At 55.8% G+C, this 16,205-nt stretch carries 12 protein-coding genes; 2 read left to right on the plus strand and 10 right to left on the minus strand.

All coding sequences use genetic code 11. The annotated features are described in order from the left end of the window. Window positions 1–12: 12 nt before the first annotated feature. The 7 genes from trbJ to EO133_RS18695 all read right to left on the minus strand — a co-directional run bounded on the left by trbJ (window position 13) and on the right by EO133_RS18695 (window position 8,834). A complete protein-coding gene (gene trbJ / locus EO133_RS18665; protein ID WP_127074162.1) occupies window positions 13–798 on the minus strand; it encodes a P-type conjugative transfer protein TrbJ in 786 nt (261 codons plus the stop codon). Further along, a complete protein-coding gene (gene trbE / locus EO133_RS18670) occupies window positions 795–3,311 on the minus strand; it encodes a conjugal transfer protein TrbE (RefSeq protein ID WP_127074401.1) in 2,517 nt (838 codons plus the stop codon). The genes trbJ and trbE overlap by 4 nt, the downstream gene beginning before the upstream one ends. Before the next feature lie 9 nt (window positions 3,312–3,320). After that, window positions 3,321–3,602, minus strand: coding sequence for a VirB3 family type IV secretion system protein (locus EO133_RS18675; RefSeq protein WP_127074163.1), 282 nt, complete (start codon window positions 3,600–3,602; stop codon window positions 3,321–3,323). Continuing rightward, window positions 3,602–3,934 carry a TrbC/VirB2 family type IV secretion system protein gene (locus tag EO133_RS18680; RefSeq protein WP_127074164.1) on the minus strand — a complete coding sequence of 111 codons (333 nt, stop codon included), beginning with the start codon at window positions 3,932–3,934 and terminating at the stop codon, window positions 3,602–3,604. Before EO133_RS18680 ends, EO133_RS18675 begins: the two co-directional genes overlap by 1 nt. Beyond that, window positions 3,931–4,911, minus strand: a complete 981-nt coding sequence (gene trbB / locus EO133_RS18685) for a P-type conjugative transfer ATPase TrbB (protein ID WP_127074165.1) — start codon at window positions 4,909–4,911, stop codon at window positions 3,931–3,933. The genes EO133_RS18680 and trbB overlap by 4 nt, the downstream gene beginning before the upstream one ends. Before the next feature lie 197 nt (window positions 4,912–5,108). Then, on the minus strand, window positions 5,109–7,865 hold the full coding sequence (locus EO133_RS18690; protein WP_127074166.1) for a UvrD-helicase domain-containing protein: 2,757 nt from the start codon (window positions 7,863–7,865) through the stop codon (window positions 5,109–5,111). A 99-nt stretch (window positions 7,866–7,964) separates the two neighbouring features. Further along, window positions 7,965–8,834, minus strand: a complete 870-nt coding sequence (locus tag EO133_RS18695; protein ID WP_127074167.1) for a hypothetical protein — start codon at window positions 8,832–8,834, stop codon at window positions 7,965–7,967. A gap of 249 nt (window positions 8,835–9,083) precedes the next feature. On the opposite strand from EO133_RS18695, the gene EO133_RS18700 reads away from it, so the two are divergent. Both EO133_RS18700 and EO133_RS18705 read left to right on the plus strand, forming a co-directional pair. Then, window positions 9,084–10,952 (plus strand): ATP-dependent nuclease, encoded by a 1,869-nt coding sequence (locus tag EO133_RS18700; RefSeq protein ID WP_206513551.1) that lies wholly within the window; start codon window positions 9,084–9,086, stop codon window positions 10,950–10,952. Window positions 10,953–10,955: 3 nt separating this feature from the next. Beyond that, window positions 10,956–13,304, plus strand: coding sequence for an nSTAND3 domain-containing NTPase (locus tag EO133_RS18705; protein WP_244640734.1), 2,349 nt, complete (start codon window positions 10,956–10,958; stop codon window positions 13,302–13,304). A 93-nt stretch (window positions 13,305–13,397) separates the two neighbouring features. On the opposite strand, the gene EO133_RS18710 is transcribed toward EO133_RS18705, so the two are convergent. The 3 genes from EO133_RS18710 to EO133_RS18720 all read right to left on the minus strand — a co-directional run bounded on the left by EO133_RS18710 (window position 13,398) and on the right by EO133_RS18720 (window position 16,203). Then, window positions 13,398–14,057, minus strand: a complete 660-nt coding sequence (locus EO133_RS18710; RefSeq protein ID WP_127074169.1) for an HNH endonuclease — start codon at window positions 14,055–14,057, stop codon at window positions 13,398–13,400. After that, window positions 14,054–15,562 (minus strand): AAA family ATPase, encoded by a 1,509-nt coding sequence (locus EO133_RS18715; RefSeq protein WP_127074170.1) that lies wholly within the window; start codon window positions 15,560–15,562, stop codon window positions 14,054–14,056. Before EO133_RS18715 ends, EO133_RS18710 begins: the two co-directional genes overlap by 4 nt. Window positions 15,563–15,780: 218 nt before the next feature. Continuing rightward, window positions 15,781–16,203 (minus strand): CopG family transcriptional regulator, encoded by a 423-nt coding sequence (locus EO133_RS18720; protein ID WP_127074171.1) that lies wholly within the window; start codon window positions 16,201–16,203, stop codon window positions 15,781–15,783. Window positions 16,204–16,205 lie beyond the last annotated feature (2 nt).

The following is a 16,205-nucleotide window of genomic DNA, read 5'->3' on the forward strand; positions in this document are numbered from 1 at the left end:
TCTTGCTGGGCGTCAGTTGCTATCGAACAGGCGCGCATTGCCGGGCTGGTAGCCTGGACCAGGCGCAATAAAGCGCTCGCGTTGGACGCGACCTTGCTCGGCTGCTGCTGCACGTTCAGCTTCAAGCATTGCTTCAGCCCGCCCGTTGGCGGCCAGGAGAGCTGTCAGATCTGCCAATTGTTGTGCTTGAAGACCAAGCAGCTGATTGCCAGCTTGGGCGGCTTGCAAGGCGCCTGCTGCGCCCTGGCTTTGGCCAATTAGGGCGTTCATCTGCGCGCGTTGGGTATCGATATTGCCCACGACGCCGGCCTGGATGCGCATGGCGTCCTGTAAGCCGGCCACTGTGTTTTCCCAACGCAGCTTTGCGTCGGTCATCAGCTGCTCGTGAGATGCGGAAAGATCCAGGCTTCCATAAACGGTGCCGAAGGCCTGTTCGATCTGCTGCACGTCAAAGGCGATGTTTTGCGCTTCGCCCAGGAGCTGTTGGGTGCGCTGGACGGATTGCTCAAGTTGGGCAAGGGACGAATAGGGCAGGCTTGCCAGGTTCTGCGCCTGGTTGATCAGCATTTGCGCTTCGTTCTGAAGGCTTGCGATCTGATTGTTGATCTGCTCGAGTGAGCGTGCCGCCGTCAGTAGGTTTTCTGCGTGATTGGTGGGGTCATAGACGATCCCACTGCCGAAAAAAAAGCCGTAGCCAACCGAAGATAGGACTGGGGACAGCGCAAGCGGTACCCCAAGGACAAGGACGATAGCCGAAGTTCGAACCAACCGGGCTGGAAACCGTGAGTGGAAAGTCATGGTGATTGGTCCTTTTGATCGATGGAGGAGGTTTGTGTTGAGCAGTGCTCGGGGCCTGGCCCCTCTCGCCTGTGCTCCGGCGGGGGCTGCATGTTGGGTAGGTTTGGTATGAGGTCAGCGGCCCAGCCAAGGTTTTGCGCGCGCAACCAGGCATCCAAAAAGCGCTTCTTCCCGTGCTCGAACAACAGGCGGTCGATCAACGCGTGATCGGCTTTGCCAGAGGCTGCGCACAAGCTCAGCGCAATCTCGCCGAGGCCAAGTTCGAACAGACGGTTTCCCCCGCGCGACTGGCAGTAATAGTCACGTTTGGGGATGGCGCGGGCGAGGATATCGATCTGACGATCATTGAGGCCAAAGCGGCGATAGATCGCATGAATTTGCGGCTCGATCGTGCGTTCATTGGGCAAGAGCAGCCTTGTATGACAGCTTTCAATGATTGCCGGCGCGATCGGGCTGGCATCGATGTCCGATAGAGATTGGGTGGCGAAGATGACCGAGGCATTTTTCTTACGTAGCGTTTTCAGCCACTCGCGCAGTTGCGCTGCAAACCCATGATCATCGAGTGCCAACCAGCCCTCATCGATAATCAAGAGCGTGGGTCGCCCATCCAACCGATCGCCAATGCGATGAAAGAGATAGGAGAGAACGGCAGGTGCGCCTCCTGTGCCAATCAAACCCTCGGTTTCAAAGGCTTGAACAGAACCGAACCCGAGTTGCTCGGTTTCGGCATCGAGGAGGCGCCCATAGGATCCACCGACACCAAAGGGGCGGAGAGCGTGTTTGATCTCGTGCGATTGCAAGAGGACCGAAAGCCCGGTGAGGGTCCGTTCCTCGATCGGCGCGGACGCCAAGGAGCTGAGTGCGGTCCAAATATGGTCTTTGACCTCGGGCGTGACCGCCAGTCCTTCACGCAATAAAATGGCAGCGAGCCATTCGGCGGCCCAAGCCCGTTCGGCCCTTTGATCGATGCGGGCGAGGGGCTGGAGCGAAACGTTGTTGTTGTCATCTTCGCTTAAGGCTCCGCCAAGATCGTGCCAATCGCCGCCCATAGCAAGCGTGGTTGCTCGCATCGAGCCTCCAAAATCAAAGGCAAAGACCTGGCTGTCCTCATAGCGCCGGAACTGAAGCGCCATCAGCGAGAGAAGAACGGATTTCCCTGCACCAGTTGGGCCCACGACGAGTGTGTGACCAACATCACCGACATGAAGGGAGAACCGGAACGGGGTCGAACCTTCGGTCTTGCCATAAAGCAAGGGGGGCTTACCGAAATGCTCGTCCCGTTCCGGCCCGGCCCACACGGCGGAGAGGGGCACCATGTGGGCAAGGTTGAGCGTAGAAATTGGCGGTTGGCGCACATTGGCGTAGGCGTGTCCCGGCAATGAGCCAAGCCAGGCATCCACGGCGTTGACGGTTTCGAGTGTTGCCGTGAAATCGCGGCCCTGGATGATCTTTTCGACCAATCGCAGCTTTTCATCGGCGACATTGGGGTCGATGTCCCAAACCGTGAGCGTGGCAGTCACATAGGCAAGACCGGCGATATCTGCGCCCAGTTCTTGTAGGGCTTGGTCCGCATCCGCGGCTTGGTTAGCCGCATCGCTGTCTAGAAGTGTTGATTGCTCATTGGTCATCACCTCTTTCAGGATAGCGGCAATCGACTTGCGCTTGGCAAACCACTGTCGGCGAATTTTTGTCACCACGCGCGTTGCGTCGGTTTTGTCCATGAGGATGGCCCTGGTCGACCAGCGATAGGGAAAGGCGAGACCATTGAGATCGTCGAGGATGCCGGGCGTGGTTGCACTTGGGAATCCAGTGATTGACAAGACGCGGAGATGGGCACTGCCGAGTTGGGGCTCGAGGCCGCCAGCGAGCGGCTGATCCGCCAAAAGAGCATCGAGATGCATCGGTACGTCCGGCACCTGTACCCGATGGCGATTGGTCGAAATTGTCGAGTGGAGAAAACTCAGTGTCTCAGCATCGTCGAGCCAGCGGCATTCGGGCATAAAGCCTTCAAGCAGAGCCAGGAACCGATCGGTTCGATCGGTAAACCCGCGCAACGCTTCGTGAGGGTCAAAGCCTGGTTTTTCTCGACCCTCATAGAGCCAGCTCTCGGTGCGCGCTGAGTCTTCTGGTGGAGGAAGAAAAAGGAAGGTCAAGAAATAGCGCGATTCGAAATGACTGCCGTCCTCTTGGAACTGCGCTTGTCGTTCAGCATCGACCAGGGCCGAGGCGGCGTCCGGGAAGAGGCATTGCGGGTAGGTGGCGGCTGCGTCGCGTTGCGCTTCAGCAAAAATTGCCCATCCCGAGCCTAAACGCCGAAGCGCGTTGTTAAGGCGCCCGGCAACGGCCACCAGTTCGGCTGCGACGGCAGAGTCGAGATCAGGGCCTCGGAACTTTGCCGTGCGCTGAAAACTCCCGTCTTTGTTGAGCACGATCCCTTTGGCAATCAGCGCGGCCCAGGGGAGATAATCAGCGAGTTGCGTGGCAGTGCGGCGATATTCGGAAAGGTTCATCATCATGGTGTCTCAGACCGCGAGGTATCCAGGGATGCGCAAATGGCGCCGGACGGTTTCGGGAAAGTGTGGGTCGCGCCGGGCTGCCCAGACGGTCGCCAAATGACCGATCGCCCAAAGGATCAGCCCGACCAACCAGAGACGCAGGCCAAGTCCTAGTGCTGCTGCCAAGGTGCCGTTGAGAATGGCGATGGCGCGCGGTGCGCCGGCGAGGAGGATGGGCGCGACCAGTGCGCGGTGCACTGGCGCTGCAAAGCCAGGCACCTCGATGGCGCATTCAAGCTGTGCCGCCATTAGACCAGCGCTCCGCCGCCAAAGGAAAAGAACGAGAGAAAAAAGCTCGAGGCGGCAAAGGCAATTGAAAGGCCAAAGACGATCTGGATCAGTCGACGAAAGCCGCCCGAGGTGTCGCCAAAAGCAAGGGTGAGCCCGGTGATGATTATGATGATCACCGCGATGATCTTGGCCACGGGACCTTCAATGGATTCTAGGATTTGTTGGAGCGGGGCTTCCCAGGGCATTGAGGACCCGGCTGCAAAGACAGGAGTGGCTGCAATCAGGATAAGAATGAAGGTGGCAGTGAAACCGCTCAGTATACGGCGGAATGCGGGGGACAAAGCGATCATAGGGCGTCTCCCAGAGCATAAGGGTCAAAGGGGATGAGCTGGTAGTCACCATCTGGACCGAGGGATTCGAGATGGGCGAGCTCGGTCAGCCTGCGGGCTGAACCGCGGCCGGTAAGGACGGCGATGACGTCAATGGTTTCGGCGATTAGGGCGCGTGGCACGGTGATGACCGCCTCTTGGATCAGTTGCTCGAGCCGCCGTAGGGCGCCAATGGCTGTGCCGGCGTGAATGGTGCCGATGCCGCCTGGGTGTCCCGTGCCCCAAGCCTTGAGAAGATCAAGGGCTTCTGGGCCGCGTACCTCTCCAATGGGGATGCGGTCTGGGCGCAAGCGAAGGGCGGAGCGCACAAGATCGGAGAGAGAGAGCAATCCATCTTTGGTGCGCATGGCGATGAGGTTGGGCGCGGCGCACTGGAGCTCGCGGGTGTCCTCTATGATGACGATGCGTTCTGTCGTTGAGGAAAGCTCGGCAAGAAGGGCATTGGTGAGAGTGGTTTTGCCTGTAGAGGTGCCACCGGCAACAAGGATGTTGGAACGGTCTGTGATGGCTTGGCGCAGACAGGCGACCTGGCCCTGCGCCATGATTCCGGCTTCCACATAGTCATCCAAAGTGAACACCGCGATTGCCGGTTTGCGAATAGCAAAAGCTGGCGCCATGACGATAGGAGGCAATAGGCCTTCGAACCGCTCACCGGTCTGGGGAAGTTCTGCCGATATCCGTGGGGCGCGGGCGTGGACTTCTGCGCCCACATGATGGGCAACAACGCGAATGATGCGCTCGCCGTCAGCGGCCGCGAGGCGCTCGCCAGTGTCTTGCATGCCCGATGTGAGCCGATCGACCCAGATCCGCCCATCGGGATTGAGCATGACCTCGACAACGGCCTGCTCTTCGAGCAGCTGTGCGATGGTTGGCCCCATGGCCGAGCGCAGCATCCGTGTGCCGCGATCATGGGTTTGGAGATTGGAATCTGAAGACATTTTGCCCCGTTGCGTTGCGGGGCAAATTTGGTTGCCCCGTCTTGGGGCTGACTAAGAGAACGACTTTTGTGCTTGGTTCAACAGCGAATTGTCCTCATGCGGTGATCGGCGGCTGCTGGATAAAAAACGGATGCTCATCAGCGCGAGACGTTCCAACCAAAAAGTGAAACCCTTTCACCGCTGCGCTCACCGACCGACTAGCTGGAGCGACGTCGCGTGGCCTTTGAGGGGATATTTTCGCTGTATCGACAGGTCGGCAACTGATTGCATCCGCGAAAGAACGATCCGGTCTTAGTACTCTTTTGGACCACTTGACCTATCTTGCAATCGGGACATTGGTCTTGGAGCGGTGAACCGTCGATCGTTTCCACGCCAACATCATCACCGGCGATGTCACAGAGCTCGCGGATGTAGCGAGACGATTGGCGGTGATGGGCGAGGAGATAGACCGCTCTGCTCGCGCGCGTCAGCGCGACATAGAACAATCGTCGCTCTTCGGCATATGCGTAGGGCTCTGGGCGGGGAATAACGAGATTGAGCAATTCGTCATCTTCGATCTGGCTGGGAACACCATAGTCGCCTTCGCTGACGTCCAGGAGGATCACATAGTCGGCTTCCAGACCCTTGGCACGGTGAAAGGACATGCCGGCGACTTCGATGTTCTCAAAGCTTGGAGCCTTACCTGCGAAAGGATCGAGCCGATTGTAGCGCCAGAGAACAAGCGCCTTGAGCTTATGGCCGGGTTGTGTCCGCCATTGCTCTGCTACGTTTCCAAGGCCGGCGTCGAGCCTTTCGAGCAGCGCATGGCAGGCTTGGGTATAGTCGGGTTTGGTCTCTTTGTCGCCGACCGGAATGACCCGGATTGATCGTGGAATTGCGTCACGGTTCGAGCGCACAGATTTCTTGAGCTGGGCGGGATTGCGTTGGACGAAGTCAGCGGCCGTCTCGGCGATCAACTGGTTACAGCGATAGGTCTGTTCAAGCCGTCCTGTCCAGGCTTGACCAAAGTGATCCTCAAACTGTGTAAAAAGGCTGATATCGGACCCCGCAAAGCGGTAGATGGACTGCCAATCATCACCGACCGCGAACAGTTTGCACGAAGAGTTTTGCTGCCGGAGTGCCTTTGTGAGGTTGGCGCGCGGCTCGGAGATATCTTGAAACTCGTCGATCAGGATCAAGGAGTAGGGGCTTTGATACTGGCCGGACTCGATCAATCCAATGGCGTCGGCGATCATTGAGTCAAAGTCGATTTCTTTGGCTCTTTCCAGCCGCTTTGAATACTCCCGACTTATTGCCCAGACCACGCGAGCAAATAGCTCTGCGCGTGCCTTGTCATGCAGGGTTTTCGCTTGCTCGAGCAGAGCATCGAGCGTGAGGTGTCGTGCCCTAATGTGCTTGATACAGGTGGAGATGATCTTGTGGTAATGCTCGATCACTACCGGCTTGAGCGCCTTTTTGATCTCGGAATAGCCACGGCGTTTGAAAACATAGCCCCTCTCGGTCAGCGCTGCTTTGAGGACATTGATGAGCGTGCCATCGCTGGCCTGGGCTGAGGTGGTTTCGAAGAAATCGATCTCGTTCAGGCTATAGGACTGCCGCTTGGCTTCCGCATGGATAGCGTAGTCGGCAAACGGCGAGGTGCCATCGGCATTGAGCGCGAAATGCTCGTGAATGGTGCCGGTCTGAGGATAGTAGAAGTCAGGATGCAAATGGCGGGTTTCCCCGTTCTCGTCCTCCACTGCAACTTGGGTCTCGTATTCGAAATCAACCGAGTTGAGCCACAGCCAGTTGGTGATCTTTTGCTCTTGAAGGGATTTGACATACAGGTCAGCGAGCGTTCCGACGGTCACCTTCCCATCGTGGAATTGGGCTGCGATATAGCGATCGTAGTCTGCCTGCCGATCAAAATATTGGGGCGCGATGTCGGCTTTGGGATGTACGACGAGCAGTTCGGTCCAGAGGTCAGCAAACTCTTGGTCGCTTTCAAATAGCGAGCTGATGATGACATCCAAATGTTTTGCCTCGCCAGCCGGGTGGCCTACCCAATTGGCAAGCTGGGGCGGTCGTCCTGTGACCTCTTGTATGATGCCCCGTCCCAGCGCATGAAAGGTCGTGACCCGACATTCGATTGCGCCTTCTTCGACTTCTAATTGCTTGGCAATTCGGCTTTTTAACTCATCGGCCGCGCTCTTGTTAAAGGCCAGAAGAAGAATTTCGTCCGGCCGGTAGAGCTTTTTCTCGAGCACATAGGCGAGCTTGCCCACCATGGTTGCGGATTTGCCTGATCCGGCGCATGCCACCAAAAGATTGTTGTCCTCAAGGCGAATACAGGCTTCGCGTTGTTGAAGCGAAAGCGATCGTCCGTCGAGATCGTCAAAAAACGCGCGAAAGGCGGCATGCTCTGCGGCGACGAAAGCGTCGTTGTGCTCATGCCGAAGCCCGGGACTTAAGAGCATACCCAGCCAATGGGGTAGGGCAGCCCGAAAGGTGTCCGGCATGAGCTCTGGATCAAACAAGGGATGCCGAACCGCCAAAGAAACATTAGGCGACAGAAGCGTTATGGCACGATCGAGATCGGAGCGGGCCAGATATTGGTCTCGTCGCAAGCCGGAATTAGCTTTGAGGAGCGAAGCGCGGTCTTGGTCGATCAGGCCAAAAAGATGTGAATTTACAAATGTATAGAGCTCTGCCGCGAGCTGTTCGGCCGACTGATGCGACAGGCCGCCCAGTTTGAACGTCTGCCCGCCCATGCTGAATTCAACCGCGTGCCAGATCCAACCCTTTGCCGTGGAAATCGAAGTGATGTCGAGACACGCCAATTCAGCAGGGACGTCTCCACGAAAAAGGCGTACAGTCCCGTTTCGCTTCAGATCAAGCACCAGCTCCCACCGCAAGGTTGGGAAAAGGCCGGCAAGCAAGCCAGGACGATAAACGCGATCGGTAGCTGATGCCATTGGCCTTCGATCCCTAACTTGGCGTTGAACTGAAGACTTCCGATCAATTGGTGGAAATTGCGTTTAAGGGCAAAAAGTCCTTGCCGCCGTCTCGTACGGTCAACCGTTGTTGGGCTTGGTGACATAGACCAGCTGCGCCCCCAAAGCCCAAGCCTCTGCTCCGACCGCTAGGGCGATGGCCTGTTCACGGTTGCGGCCGCTTTTGACAATGCGATCTAGTCGTTCTTGGCGCAGTGCTGATTGACGGCCTTCGTCGGAAGCGATGGCATAGGTCAGGCGCTCAGAATCGACCTCTTGTGTCGAACGGTCAGGTCGGCGAATGGGCGTTCTATCTCCCAACCCGACAAAAACCTTTTCAAGCACGTCCGCGATTGGGACTGTTCGACTTTCGATCCGCGCTTCTACCTCGTCCGCCAACTTACGGGGCTTTATTCGCCTGAGTTCCAGGGGGTCCGAGCACAGATAGGTATTTTGTCTGTCGTAGACGATTTTGTGATGCCCATCGGGCACGCCATTAGCATCCAGCGTTTGTCGAATTTCCCCTGGTCGAACGATCAAGGACTTACGGAGCACCCGACCGTCTTCGAAGGCGCGCAAATAGGCTTCCCAGTCGTGAAACTTTGGAGCGACGTAAAAGACATCGGCTCCGTCATGTTCGGCTTTGAGCAGAAGTTCGAATTGACCATCGGGCTCGGCAGTGTCGATCCGATACCGCCAGAACGGCTGTGCAAGCGAAGGTCGCGGCCCCGGGGAGAACCGTCGCATCGCTTGGCCAAGTTTAAACTGAAGTAACAACGGTGCGCCCGGCACATCGAACGCAACGTCGAAGCCCAGACTTGCTTCGTGAATTAGGCTCGGCAGGAAGGGGGTTGTTGAAAGCCCCCGCGATCGCAGGATTTGCTCCACCTCCCGAGTCACCCCATACCCATACGAAAATTCGGACAATCGTTCGTGGATTTCAATTGGCATGAATTCGTGCGCTTTGATGTTATGGGAATAGAGATGTAAATCTAAGTGATTCTAGTGCTATTGGTTCGTTTGCGCGGAAACCCGCTCCCAGTTCTTTGAGGCGCGGCAGTGGCGCGCCAAAAGCACAGAAATTCGAATAGCGGTTTGTGTGACTGTCCATTTCTCTGCATCTTACCTTGACGCGACTTGCCTCATCCCCCTTACATTCTGCTAGTTTAGCCATTTAGCATGTTTTCGGGGGGAGTGCGCATGGTTAGCCGGTCGAAGCTGTTGAAACTGGTCGTCAAGAATTTGGGCTGCATCGGGCCCGAGGGCGTTTCCGTCGAGCTCGACAATGTCGTTTGTTTGGTCGGCAAGAACAATGCCGGAAAATCGACAATCCTTCGTGCTTACGAGCTGGCGATTAAGCCGACATTGTTTGCCGGCCCCCGTGATCGTTGTCGTTGGGCGCCAGAGGGTGAACCGTCGATTGTTGAACTCGACGTTCACATCCCCGAAGGGGTGGCTAACGTCGATGAAAAGTGGAAAACAAAAACAAATGACTTGCTGGTTGTTCGGAGCCGCTGGGAGTGGGCGGCGGATGGCACTTCAGTGCGTAAGACCTGGGATCCTGAAACGGGTGATTGGTCGGACAACGAAAAAGCAGGTGGCGCGGACAATGTCTTTAAGTCGCGATTACCGCGTCCCCTGCGTGTCGGTTCACTGCAAGATGCTTCCGAAACCCAAACCGTGCTGCTAGCCCTAGCTCTCTCTCCGTTTGCTAAAGACCTTGGCGAACTTCAAAAAGACCCAGGTTCCGACCTCGCTCTATCGGTCGCGAAGCTGTCCGAGATCGTGTCGGAACTGTCGAAAAATCACGAAGCGCGCTTCTCCGAAATTGCTGGAGACGTCCATAAAGGGTTCGCGGGCATTTTTCCCGGATTGGGTATTCGACTTGAGGTAGCGATGGCCGAACCGAAATATGACCTCGAGAAGCTTCTGAAAGAAGGCTCGGGAATTCGCGTAACCGACGGAGCAGTCGAAACGTCGCTAGAACAACAGGGGTCAGGGGCGCGTCGGGCATTGTTCTGGTCAATGCTTACAGTTCACAATCAACTTTCGCGTTACAACGAAACACAGGTTGCGCTCGAAAAGGCGGTGAAGGCGGCCAAGAAAGAAGAAGCTAAGGCGGCAGCGCTTGCTAAGCTGGAGGCGTTTCAAACTGGAGAGAAGGTGCCGGAAGCAGACGACCCGGCGTTCCCCGGTTATCTGCTGCTGATCGACGAGCCTGAAAACGCGCTTCATCCAACTGCGGCGCGTGCTGCCCAGCGTCATCTATATCAGTTAGCGAAAGATCCCGAATGGCAAGTGATAATGACGACACACTCGCCCTATTTCGTCAACCCGCTTGAAGATCATACGACTGTCGTCCGCCTCGAGCGGACTGGAGGCGACCAGTCTGCGCTAGGGACTAAGACCTATCGGGCTGACGAAGTTGCATTTGACGCGGACACCAAAAGGAATCTGAAGGCGGTCCAGCAAATGGATGCGGGTTTTTCAGAGGTGTTCTTTGGGTCCCATCCAATACTGGTCGAAGGTGACACAGAGCACGCAGCATTCATTGCAGCCATCGTTGAAGCCAATCACGAACTCGCTGATCGAGCGACAGTTATACGGGCGCGAGGCAAGGCAATTTTGCCAGGATTAATAAAGATGCTTCGGCACTTTCATTTATCGTTCAGCATTGTTCATGATGTCGACTGGCCATTTAACGGGGATGGTGGAGGCAATGGAATGTGGACCATAAACCAGTCGATATATGACGAGATAGTCGAATGTAGGAAAGTCGGCATCGTCGTGCGTCACCGCTGCAACATTCCCGATTTCGAGCGCAGCCTCGGAGGCGCAGAGCTCGGCAAAGACAAACCGCTTTCTGCATATTTGCGCGTCACTGGTGATCCTGATTTGCGAAAGAATTTGCAGCAATATCTCGTGGACATTTGTGACGGCGAGTCAGATCCGTTCGGCCAATTGCCTGAGGGTACAACCTATATCGACCAAGTGGCCGCGGCTCTACACGAATGGAACAATACCCACGGCGAACCCGATGATATTCGCGTAGTTGGCAAGGCCGGGTGACTTATGCGTTTCGAGCCAAATCGGGAAGAAACGCGTGTGCTCGGCGAGAATGCGAAGGCAGGGCGGGCGGGATTTCGTTCACGACAGGCTATCGGCCCATGGACTGATTTGGCGTTGCATACAATCGGGTGGCGTGCATTCCAAGATCTATGCTCACAGGTCTGCGAAGTGGCTCTCGGCCGTCCTGTTGAAGTGTTTAGAGAGGCACAAGATGGAGGCCAGGATGCCGTGTTCCTGATACCTTCCAGATCTGGTGACGCGACTATCGGCACCGTACAGTGCAAACACACCTCTGAAGCTGGAAAATCGCTTCGTGTAAGTGATCTCACACCTGAACTTGCGCACGTTGAGGCGTTGGTCAAAGCTGGGCAAGCCGACACCTACGCATTCATGACGAATATGAGCGTCGATGCGCCTGTCGCTTTACAGTTCCGTGAAAGGCTCCGAGCACTGGGTGTGCGCAAGCCGCACATTCTTGGCCGCCAGTACGTCATTCGCACGATCCGGCACAGTGCTCGTTTGCGAGCGCTGGTTCCGCAAGTATATGGCTTGGGCGATCTGACTTCCATCGTGGATGAACGGTTAAGTGAACAAAGCCGAATGCTACTTGATAGTTGGCTCCCGAAGTTGCGTACGTATGTGCCGACCCAGGCGCACCGTGATGCAGTGCACGCTATCGCTCGACACGGCGTAGTCTTACTCCTCGGCAATCCGTCAAGCGGAAAATCCGCTATAGGTGCAATCATTTCGACCATAGCGTCGGAAAATCCGGATAGCACTGTACTTGCGCTGACCAGTCCGCGGGATTTCGAGGCTGGATGGAATCCAAACGACCCGGGTCGATTTTTTTGGATCGATGATGCATTTGGCTCGAACGTTCTGCGCAACGACTATGTGCAGGACTGGAGTTCCGCATTCGCTAAGCTGCGCGCTGCAATCTCGCATGGCAATCGCTTCCTACTCACCTCCCGGAAGCACATTTATGAAGCCGCTCGGCTTCGTTTGGGTGCGCGCAATCTCGCCCAGTTCACTAATAATGAAGCAGTCGTCGATGTTGGTGATCTGACCTTAATGGAAAAGTCGCAGATCCTTTACAACCACGTCAATTTTGGGGGACAGAGCCAAAGCTGGCGTACAAATGTTAAACCACACCTAGCGGCAGTCGCGGAGGTTGATGGCTTTCTACCAGGCATTGCCGAACGACTTGGCGATCCGAACTTTACAAAAGGTCTGGAGCCCCGCGCGGCGTCGCTCGTGCGCTTCATGAAAGAACCTCGCGAGCATCTTGTTGACACTGTGAACGCGCTAGATGGCCCACTCCAGGCTGCACTTCTCCTTGTATATGTTCATCAAGCCGGTTTCGATCCAACAGATCACAATGGTGCCGCGGCGGACGCGGTCGCCGAGCTAACAGGCTATAGCTTAACCAAACTCCAGGATTGTTTTGCCGAGCTCAAAGGATCCTTCCTCAAGCTTTCGGGCACCAAGTGGACGTTTGCACACCCTACGATTTCTGATGCACTGACAGAAATTCTTCGTCAGAAACCGCATATGATGGCTGCGCTAATCCGCGGTGCAACGATCGACACGATTCTCAGTAGCTTCATATGCGAAGGTAGTCCTGCCATCCGCGATGCATTGGTCGTACCTTCAGCGCTGGATGATGCACTAGTTGATCGCCTCGGCAGAACGCCCGATGAACTTCAGCTCAACTGGATGCTGTTTCAGTACTTAGCTTACCGAGCTAGCGACGCGGTCATTGCCAAAATTGTCCGCCAATATCCGAGTGTGTTGACGCGCCGCTGTTGGTCGTATGATCTCCTTGCCCGCGATCCCCGCATGGCGGCTTTTGGGCGAGCCCAACGGATAGGAGTGTTGCCATCGGAGCTGAGAGAACGTGCTGCCGATGAACTGGAATCAGCCGTTTTCGACGACAACGATATTTCCTTTTTTGAAGAGGAGGAAATTCTTGCGCTGTTGCCCTCGCTTCGACTCGCTAAATTAGGGTTGGCGTTGCGCACGCGGGTACTGCCGTCTCTCGAGGCTCGGATTGAGCAGATTGTTGAAGATGCAGACCTTGACGAAGAGCCCGACAGCCATTTCAAAAACGTGCTTGGAATTCTCGACTGGCTTGAAGCGCTCGGCGTCGACGAGGACGCAGAAGTCCTCATTGAAGAGGCTCGGGATCAGGTTAGGCGCTCGGTCGGTAATCTCGAGGAGCGCAAACGAGAACGAGATGAAGAATCGGGCGATGAAATAGACTGGGCGCATATTTTGTCTCAAGAGCGAGAAGCGCCTGCACCAAATGATGAGTCACCGAAGCGCTCGATTTTCGACGATGTCGACAAATGAAAAGGTCGCAGTTTGAAGTGAGTGATTGGGGCGGGCGATGCGACCTAGTGAAATTACAACGCCTTAAGCGGGCTCCTTAGTGCACAACGCTCTTCAGATTCCAACTCCGGCTACCTGCTGGCGTTCGTCCTCTATCTCCAGTCGAGCCATGATCGAAGCAATTATCGGCCGGGCTTCTGCCGAGGTCTTCGCCATTCGGAGTTCGCCTATGTCTCGTTCGAACCTGCGGTCGCGTATTGGTTGTTTGGTTCCCACCACTCGTTCCCGGAATCGAAATAGGTCACAATGATAGATGGTGAACTTACCCTCGGATGAAAGGGCATGGTAAGTTGCTTCGCCCTCAAGCTCGATGTGCTCATGCCAAATGTGGAAATGGGGATGCACGATCTTGTAAAGGTTAGCTCGTTCCGGAAAGCTCTTTCGATCGGGATCGCTCACCAACTCTGTGCCCTTCGACTGGTTGCACTCGACACAGGCGACGGCAAGGTTTTGCGGCACGAACATAAATTCGCAACGAGTGGCGCGCGCAATGACGTGTTCAATGTCCCACGCCCGTCCGTGATGTGCATAAAGCGGCTGTTGGCAGTAGCAGCAGCGATAGTTCTGTTCCCGGATGTAGTGCTGCTTAATTCGTGATTTCAGGTCACCCAGCTCTTCACTGCTCCAGATTGTTGCGTCGAAACCTTCTTTTTCCAGGATAGTTGAGACGAGAACCTGTTCATCTGAATCATAGGCTACGGGGTTGGCGATCACTTTTGTACCACCTTTTGTGCAATCCTCTCCAGGTCGCCGATTAGTTCTACCACGCCAGGATTATCCTTGATCATTGATCGGATCCGGACGAGTGAGCGGACAGTATTTTGGTATTCTGAACCTCTCGCCTCACCGTCGGCTGCTAGCCGGAGTGCTTTCACCAGTTGTTCCTGGACGTAATAATTGTCACCGCTGGCGACATCAAAGGCTTCAACCAAGAGAAAGTCGACCGGGCGTCCTGAGACTTCCTCGCCGTGTCTCAACGAAGCACTGCTCAGCGATGCCAAGGTCGCGTTTTGAGGAGAATCACTGAGTATTAGCGGGGAGTGTGTCGCGAGTATGTAGTGGCAGTTGCGATAAGAACTGAACGTGCTTAGGAGCAGATCAAGGTAGCGTGCCTGCCACTCGGGATGTAAATTGGTCTCCGGCTCGTCGATTAAGATTAGCGAGTCATCCTCGAGCGCGGCTGCTAGGGACATGAAAGTAATTGCGATGCTCAGCTCCCCCGAGCTGGCTTCCTTGAGATCAATCATTCCCCCACTCTTTCGTCCGACTTCGACGGCGTACAACCGGACGAGACCGAGTCGGCGTAAGAGCTGCAAGCTGGCATAAAACCTTAGCCCTGAAAAATCGGGCTGCTCAAAATCGAATCTGAGATGGACGAAGCCTCTTCTCGATTCGCTTAGCACGTTACGGGCGGCTTCACGCGCCTCATCGACTGCCTCCTCATCTCTTGCCAATAGCTCTTGCAGCCTATTGCTATAAACCGTATTGCGATGACGTGCGCCGAGTAGCTCATCCAAGTTTGCCCCTTCGACCAAGGCCTCCATCAAGCTCCTCTCATGAAGTCGGTAGACGATGTCGACTGCTGGCAGATATCCGAGTAAATCGAAAACACGAGTTAGGCGGCCACGGTCGTCACGGGCTATACGGGATACCATGCCCTCCAGCGCGCGCGTTAGCAGCGCGCTTGTGGACACTTGGCCCATTCGCTCTCGCATCCCGAGATACGAGTAGACATCAGACATTTGCAGATCAGATAGAGCGCGTGGTCGCCGCGCTCCACCTATGGGGAACTTATCGAAGGGAGTCATTGACAGGCCGATTACCCGCTTTGGCAAGGCAGCCTCATGAATGGGCGCCGAATTGCCGTCGATGCTGAGCAGGATTTTCGAGCCGCTGCAGGTAACCTGATGGTGGCGACCGCAAGCGATGTATTCTAGGCTAGCCAGAGGGACTCCGCGTGGTGAACCACTTCGAGCATAGTCCTGTAGCAGTTGAAAGGTTGTGGCAATTCCCGACAGGATTCGGCTCTTTCCTTCACCATTCCGGCCGAGCAGTACCGATACATGACTGTCATTGGCCAATCCAGACGCATCGTTCGCGGCGGTGCGAAACGAAATCTCCACCGCAGCAGCCGGTGTCGGTGATGCCTCCAGGCGCCATCTCGGTCTGGTTTCAATTTCGGCTAGCCGTGCGTGCAGCAGCCTGAACCTGTTCTTCATAATTCTTTCTGAAGCCCCACTTTATCTGCAACATGCCCCCCCATCATAGTCAAGATTAGGGCCCACTTCGATTCTTTCGAAGCTCGACTACTACTATTCCATGTTCGCCATTACAGGGGATACCTGAAGCGACGGAAGGGGCTGAAATTGATGTAGGCGCAAAGTTTGCTTGTTGACTGATCCACGGCATTCCGGAAATGGCACACATTTGAAATGTGTCACTCTCCTCGAACGTCCTCGCTAACCTCCTGGCTGAGCCTCGGTCCCTTTGCCAAACGCCGACCCAGTGCCGTGACGAAATCCTCATAACGCCCCATAGCTTTGGCACGCGCCGCGCTGGCTGCCGGTTCGGGAAGGGCAGGTGTCGTTGCGAGCCAGAATCGCACGAACACCGCCAGGGTTTCCACGGAAATGCCCATATCACGCTCTAAACGTCTTAGTCGCCGATCGAGCTGATCTAAACGTTTGGTGATGGCTGCCTCTCGCCGCTCATCGGCGTCGGGCGACAGAAATGACGCGATTGCTGCTTCAGCAACAATGGACATAGACAGCTCCCGTCGCGCCGCGTAGTCGCTTAGGGAGGTCATTAAGGTCGGATCAAGATAGACGGAAAGCTGGGCTTTTTTCTTCGGCGGGGTCATGA

The sequence above is a fragment of the Pelagibacterium lentulum genome, assembly GCF_003992625.1.
Lineage (GTDB): Bacteria > Pseudomonadota > Alphaproteobacteria > Rhizobiales > Devosiaceae > Pelagibacterium > Pelagibacterium lentulum.

Excerpts from the sequence above, each read along its gene's own strand:
- trbJ (WP_127074162.1), bottom strand. The coding sequence starts at position 798 with ATGACTTTCCACTCACGGTTTCCAGCCCGGTTGGTTCGAACTTCGGCT.
- trbE (WP_127074401.1), bottom strand. The coding sequence starts at position 3,311 with ATGATGAACCTTTCCGAATATCGCCGCACTGCCACGCAACTCGCTGAT.
- EO133_RS18675 (WP_127074163.1), bottom strand. The coding sequence starts at position 3,602 with ATGGCGGCACAGCTTGAATGCGCCATCGAGGTGCCTGGCTTTGCAGCG.
- EO133_RS18680 (WP_127074164.1), bottom strand. The coding sequence starts at position 3,934 with ATGATCGCTTTGTCCCCCGCATTCCGCCGTATACTGAGCGGTTTCACT.
- trbB (WP_127074165.1), bottom strand. The coding sequence starts at position 4,911 with ATGTCTTCAGATTCCAATCTCCAAACCCATGATCGCGGCACACGGATG.
- EO133_RS18690 (WP_127074166.1), bottom strand. The coding sequence starts at position 7,865 with ATGGCATCAGCTACCGATCGCGTTTATCGTCCTGGCTTGCTTGCCGGC.
- EO133_RS18695 (WP_127074167.1), bottom strand. The coding sequence starts at position 8,834 with ATGCCAATTGAAATCCACGAACGATTGTCCGAATTTTCGTATGGGTAT.
- EO133_RS18700 (WP_206513551.1), top strand. The coding sequence starts at position 9,084 with ATGGTTAGCCGGTCGAAGCTGTTGAAACTGGTCGTCAAGAATTTGGGC.
- EO133_RS18705 (WP_244640734.1), top strand. The coding sequence starts at position 10,956 with ATGCGTTTCGAGCCAAATCGGGAAGAAACGCGTGTGCTCGGCGAGAAT.
- EO133_RS18715 (WP_127074170.1), bottom strand. The coding sequence starts at position 15,562 with ATGAAGAACAGGTTCAGGCTGCTGCACGCACGGCTAGCCGAAATTGAA.
- EO133_RS18720 (WP_127074171.1), bottom strand. The coding sequence starts at position 16,203 with ATGACCCCGCCGAAGAAAAAAGCCCAGCTTTCCGTCTATCTTGATCCG.